The organism is Mesorhizobium sp. WSM4837, from assembly GCF_055811435.1.
This window is the reverse complement of record NZ_JBVVQE010000143.1, coordinates 1-5,758: the sequence shown is the minus strand read 5'-3', so window position 1 is coordinate 5,758 and position 5,758 is coordinate 1. Positions and strand designations below refer to the sequence as shown.

Genomic DNA, 5,758 nt, shown 5'->3' with positions numbered 1-5,758 from the left:
AGCGAACACAGAATGGGCCGCAACTACCTCGCCGGCCAGCAGGGCGACGCCCTCAACGCCATCCTGGCCGCCGCCGGGTACAACTTCTCGCTGCTGCTCAACTGGTTCAGGCAGCTTTTGTGGCTTATCGTTGCCGTCCTCGCTATCCGCCCCAGATCAATCGCTGCCTGAAGACCGCGTATTGTTCACGACCGACACGATAAGAGGTTTAAGGAAAAATCTATGGAGAAAAATTCTGACGCCAATGCGTCGCATCCGGACCAGCAAGAATATGATACTATCGGTTCGATTGCAACGAATGTTGCAGACGGCTTCACGATGGTAGCAGTCGGCGACCTCATCGTATCGCGGGCAGTGACCAAATCTCAGGAGTCTGGCTTCGGCGACGTCGTAAAGATCCTTCGCGATGCTGACGTCACTTTTGGCAACCTGGAAGTCAACGTCTTCGATATCCGATCGTTCAATGGATACCCGCAAGCTGAATACGGCGGCGCGTATCACCTCAGCCTGCCGGAGGTCGGACCTGATTTGAAGGCCATGGGCTTCAACATCGTCGGCCGCGCGAACAACCATACGCTTGACTGGGGCGTTGAAGGCATGCGCGAGACGAGCCGGGTGCTCGATGAGAGCGGTATCGTCCATGCAGGTACGGGCGAAAATCTCGCACAAGCCGGCGCCGCTCGCTTCTTGGAAACCGCACGCGGTCGCGTGGGGTTGGTGTCGTTTGCTGCAACATTCGCGCCCATGGCTCGTGCGGGTGATCCCGCCGGCGAGGCGCCGGGCAGACCCGGACTCAACCCGCTTCGTTTGGCGAAAAGAATCGTAGTCTCGTCGGAGATGCTCAAAAGTTTAAGACAAGTGCGCGACGCGCTGCCCGGCTACGAGTCAGGCTATTATGAGTCAGCCCCCGTCGTGGTCGCCGGATCGACGTTCAAGGCGGGCGACATGGCCGGATACAGCTACGAACCCGACCCGCGCGATATCGCCGACATCCTACGAAATGTTCGCCGAGGCAAGCAGTTCTCTGATTTCTGCTTCGTCACGAACCACGGCCACGAGCCTGGGAATTGGAGCCAGGAACCGCCAGATTACGAGCAATCCTTCGCGCGCAAAATGATCGACGCCGGAGCGGACGCATACGTTGGTCACGGGCCACATCTGTTGCGAGGCATCGAAATCTATAGGGGCCGGCCGATCTTTTATAGTCTTGGGAATTTCTTCGAAGACGACCTTGGGACCCCGTCCGGCGCCGACATGTTTGACGAATACGCGAAAGACCCACGGGTCGACACGGATGCGGAAGTGAAAGTCGCGGAGATGGCAAGAGGGTTCACGGACCCGATCTTCTATGAGAGCATTGTGACCGTCAGCCGATTTGAGCAGAACCAGCTTACCGAATCACGGCTCTATCCAATCGAGCTCGGTTACTCGAAAAGGTTTGCCGACCGGGGAATCCCGCGGCTAGTCTCCGGGCCACAAGCAAAGGTCATTCTGGAGCGTCTTCAGAAGCTGTCCGAGCCGTTCGGGACCCAAATTGCCATCGAAAGCGACACCGGGGTCATAAGGCTGAAGACCGGCTCGTGACTATGACATGACTCGATGGCGCGACTCAGAAGCTTACCCCAGAAAGCTGCGACGCGCTTTAAATCGGTGGTTAGGGACATACCAGTTACCGCAATGTCATTGAGAGAAAAGATACTTGTCGCTGGTTGTCTACAACTTGTGACAAGTCGCACCAAACCACTGAATCGTAGATTCTATACCAATAGAGGCTGAAAAAGTGAGCCAAGAACCACACCATTCGATCTCGACACCCATGGCATGAGCACAGGACATCTTGTTGTCCCTAAAGGCGCCGACTATGAAGCTCTTTCGCTTCCGGTCTTCAGCCTCAAGGAAGGACCGCGCCTCCTCATCACTGGTGGATGTCATGGCGATGAACTAGAAGGCCCAATAGGAAGGTTATCATCGTGCCAGCGCTCAATCCACTGGCCGTCTCGACATCGTTCTGGCCAGGATATTTTCCACGGTTTTGCATCGGCCTGCCAGGTCTGTATTTCGACCGGCTGGCGCAGACGACGCATGGATTCGCCGTTCGTTTCAAGCCTGGGGGCGTTGTGAACAAGGCGGTCCAATATGGCATGGCATACGTGGGCTCGCTAATTTTTTCATGCCATCTGGCCACCGGGAATTGGCTGGTGACGAGTGTTGACCGGCGGCCATATCGTTCTTCAAGGATTTCTAACAGGTATTGCGGAGCATTGCCGTCGATGGCTTGAAGCCCATAGTCATCGAGGATGAGCAGTTCAACGGAACCGAGACTTTTCAGGCGTGCCGCGAGGCTGCCGATGCCGCGGGCCTGTCCAGGTTCTGGAACAATGTCGGCATCCGGACATAAAGGAGTGATTGTCGCGGCAGGCCTTGTGTCCGAGGGCAAAGCCAGCCAGCTTTTCCCGATGCCTGTGGGGCCGACAATAGCACAGTTCTCGTGCTTCCTCAGTCGCCGGCGAGCAGCAGGTCGAGCACACGGCGATCATACTCGCGAGGGGCACGGCGAATGATATCCTCAGGAACAGCAGGATGGCTCAATGGTAATATCCGAAACCGCGGGTATTGGAGTGCTGGATCGGCTCCTGCTCCAGGCGCTCGGATTTGGGGATGCGGTCCAGTTCCTTTTAGGAAGGATTTGACACCGGGATAGTTGAGAACCTGGAATTCCAATGCGCGCTGTGCAGCCGCTTCAAGCCGCTCGGCGCCAAAGCGCCGTTCCAGCCCGATAATACCCACACATGCGCGGTAGCCCTGCTCGGAATGAGCGCGGCTCTCGATGATCCGATCGACGAAGATGCGCAGCATCGGACCGATCCGGCTGGCTTCGCTACGGATCTTTGCCGGCGTCCATTCGCGATAACGCTGATGGCTTGGCGGCATATGCGCCAAAATGGTCGTGTGGCGGCCGTTGCTGCTTGCGCGCGTGTGCACGGCAATTCGATCTCCGCCGAGGAATATTTCGATCGTGCGGAGGGTGAAGCGCACCTCCATCGCGGCGGGCGAAGCGGTAAGGGACCGAGTAAAAGTGCCGATGGAGCTCAATGTGATAGTCGATACCGACACGACAGCGCCGCCATTCCGCATGAGCCCTTGGTTCGGCAGGTAGCGGCTTCAGGTTCGGAGCGTCGAGCTCCTCGAACATCGCGCGCCGCGTCTTGCCGTACTGGCCGATGACACGCTCGTCATTGAGCCGGGTGATCAGGTCGGCAATAGCCTTGTTGAGGTCGGCTAGGTTGTAAGCTCAGGTTCCGCAATCGGCCCAGAAGCCAGCGCTCTACGATTCGACTTTCGCCTTGTCGCGGGGTTTTCGCGGGCGTGCAGGTAAACTTGCCGTCCCGTAATGACGGGCCATATCCGTATAGAAGCGATTGATCATCGGATCGAAGTGGCAGGCCTTGATGACCGCGCATTTGGTGTTGTCGCTGACCAGAAGCTGCGTCACCCCGCCAAAAAATGCGTAAGCCGTGTTGTGCGCTTCGATCCAGTCAGGCAACTGTTCGCTCCACGTCGTCCAACGCGAACGACAGGCTGGATGCCCCCAATCACCGCCACGAAGATGTGGGCATCATCCCGCACCTCGCCGGTTTTGCGATCGATGACGGGGATCTTGTCTCCGGCATTCGACGAACAGCTTCTCGCCACCGGCATGGTTCTGCCGCATCACCAGAGGAAGTCGGCCTTGCCAGTTCCGGAACAGATCACAGAACCTCGAATACCGACATCCATCGGGATGGCTGGCGATGTACTCTTCCCAGAGCACCTGCAGCGTCACATGCTTGCGCTTCAAATTCGCGCGCGACGGCAGACCAGTCCGGCTCGGGTTGTTTCCGCGTCCGGCTTGCACGCCGGGCGTCCCGTAAAGACGCTGCTCCAACTCGCTATCGCTGATCGCATCCGGTAATGGCCACGTCAGTCCCTCTCGGTGCAGCCGCTTCACCGTATCGCCGACCGAAGTCTCGCCAACCCCCAGCCGCCTGGCAATGACGCGGTTCGAAAGACTGACATCCAGCCGCAGTTTCAAAATCTCGCGCACCTGGCGGATCAAGCGCCTCCTCGTCGGCAATTCACTTCTCCATGGCGATGTTTCACCACGAGAAATAACTCCAACGATCGGGCCTCACGACATCTACTTACTGCGCGGCATCAGCTCGGAATGCTGCGCGAATAATTTTCGGAATGTTGCGCGTCATCAGTTCGGAATAGTGCGCGCCATCAAGTCGGACCGGTGATGAACGTTCGAGTATCTGCACAAGCTTGACAAGATCCTGAGGGCTAGCCCGTGTGGCGTGCAAGCACGCTGGCGGTCCTGGGGTGTAGGCGCGGGAGCCAGCTATTCGTCACGGTTCCCGTCTTTCCTTGTGAACATCGAGCAGCGATAGTTCCACCAAGCCAGGCGGCGGCCATCTAAAAACGCGATGGCACTGTCCGGGACATTATATTGGCGCATTGAACACCGCGTGGCGCATACTTCCAGAGCGCTATAATGCAAACCCGCAACGGCTATCGTAAACCCGGCGCCAGGTGGCCTGAATAGCCACAATAGGTTGAACAATGAGCGAAGCACCACATGTTACGTTTGATCTCGATACGCCCGGCGTGAGCAGGGGGCATCTTGTTGTCCCGGGAGGTGCCGACCGCGGAGAGCTTTCGCTCCCGGTCTTCAGTCTCAACAAAGGAGAGGGACCGCGCCTTCTTGTCACCGGCGGAAATCATGGCAACGAACTGGAAGGGCCACTTGTCGCGCGACGGCTTATTGAGTGGCTGCCAGAAGCGCAAACCTGTGGAAGGGTCATCGTCCTACCGGTGCTCAATCCATTGGCCGTGCAGGCATGGAGCCGCAATACTCCGCTCGACGGGTTGAATCTCAATCGCGTGTTTCCGGGCCGCGCCGACGGGTCAGTGACCGAACGAATCGCGGATGCGGTGTCGCGCGTATTGTTGCCAATGGCCGACACTGTATTTGATCTGCACAGCTTCGGACCGACGTGGGATTTTCCACCGGCCGCCACGACGCACCCGATTGCCGATCGCGATCTCATGGCCAGGACGGTGAGAATGGCGGAAGCGTTCAAATTGCCCTTGACTTTGGTCTGGGAATACAACGACACGGCTGGAATGTTCGATATCCTGGCCCAAAACCAGGGCAAGGTATTTGTTTGCACTGAATTCGGCGGCGGCACGGTCGGCGCGGATAATCTCGCGATTTGCGAGGCTGGGGTACGCAACGCCCTCATCGCGCTTGGGCTGGTCGAGGGTAAAGCCGAGTATCCAACATTCCATCAACAGGAGTCCGGCCAGACACTCGAAACGCATCCGTCCGACGAGTTGAAATCGCCTGCAACGGGCATCTTCGAACCTCGCTGCTCGGTGTTGGACGAAGTGAAGCAGGGAGATCTCATAGGCATCCTGCATCCGATGGATTCTCTGTCCGCTGAGTCCATTGATATCCGCGTGCCTGGAACATCCATCGTCATCGCCATACGATCGGGGGAGCATGTCGACGTCAACGAAGGGGTAGCGCTCGTTGCGCGACGGCTGAAGATCTAAGAATCAGGTGCAGACCAGCCAGCGCCTCGCGTGGCATTAGCGGAACGAATTTAATCCCCTCAGAATGACCCGAGTGACTGAATTGCAGATCAAAGACGTCCTCCTTGCGCCTGGCAACGGCGCATTCTTCTATGACGATCAAGTTGCCATTAGGTCAGGC

The 5,758-nt window shown here is 57.7% G+C and carries 3 protein-coding genes and 2 pseudogenes; 3 read left to right on the top strand and 2 right to left on the bottom strand.

All coding sequences use genetic code 11. The features are described 5' to 3' along the window. Together AC0L3D_RS35890 and AC0L3D_RS35885 are read left to right on the top strand one after the other, a co-directional pair. Positions 1-171: pseudogene (locus AC0L3D_RS35890) on the top strand (IS5/IS1182 family transposase); the annotation flags it as partial. 51 nt (positions 172-222) lie between these two features. Then, a complete protein-coding gene (locus AC0L3D_RS35885) occupies positions 223-1,584 on the top strand; it encodes a CapA family protein (RefSeq protein ID WP_473647442.1) in 1,362 nt (453 codons plus the stop codon). A 331-nt stretch (positions 1,585-1,915) separates the two neighbouring features. On the opposite strand, the gene AC0L3D_RS35880 is transcribed toward AC0L3D_RS35885, so the two are convergent. Continuing rightward, positions 1,916-2,437 (bottom strand): ATP-binding protein, encoded by a 522-nt coding sequence (locus tag AC0L3D_RS35880; RefSeq protein ID WP_473647441.1) that lies wholly within the window; start codon positions 2,435-2,437, stop codon positions 1,916-1,918. Positions 2,438-2,585: 148 nt separating this feature from the next. Further along, positions 2,586-4,093, bottom strand: a pseudogene (istA, locus tag AC0L3D_RS35875) (IS21 family transposase). A 509-nt stretch (positions 4,094-4,602) separates the two neighbouring features. Here istA and AC0L3D_RS35870 point away from each other — a divergent pair. After that, positions 4,603-5,598, top strand: a complete 996-nt coding sequence (locus AC0L3D_RS35870; protein ID WP_473647440.1) for a succinylglutamate desuccinylase/aspartoacylase family protein — start codon at positions 4,603-4,605, stop codon at positions 5,596-5,598. Positions 5,599-5,758 lie beyond the last annotated feature (160 nt).

Excerpts from the sequence above, each read along its gene's own strand:
- AC0L3D_RS35885 (WP_473647442.1), top strand. The coding sequence starts at position 223 with ATGGAGAAAAATTCTGACGCCAATGCGTCGCATCCGGACCAGCAAGAA.
- AC0L3D_RS35870 (WP_473647440.1), top strand. The coding sequence starts at position 4,603 with ATGAGCGAAGCACCACATGTTACGTTTGATCTCGATACGCCCGGCGTG.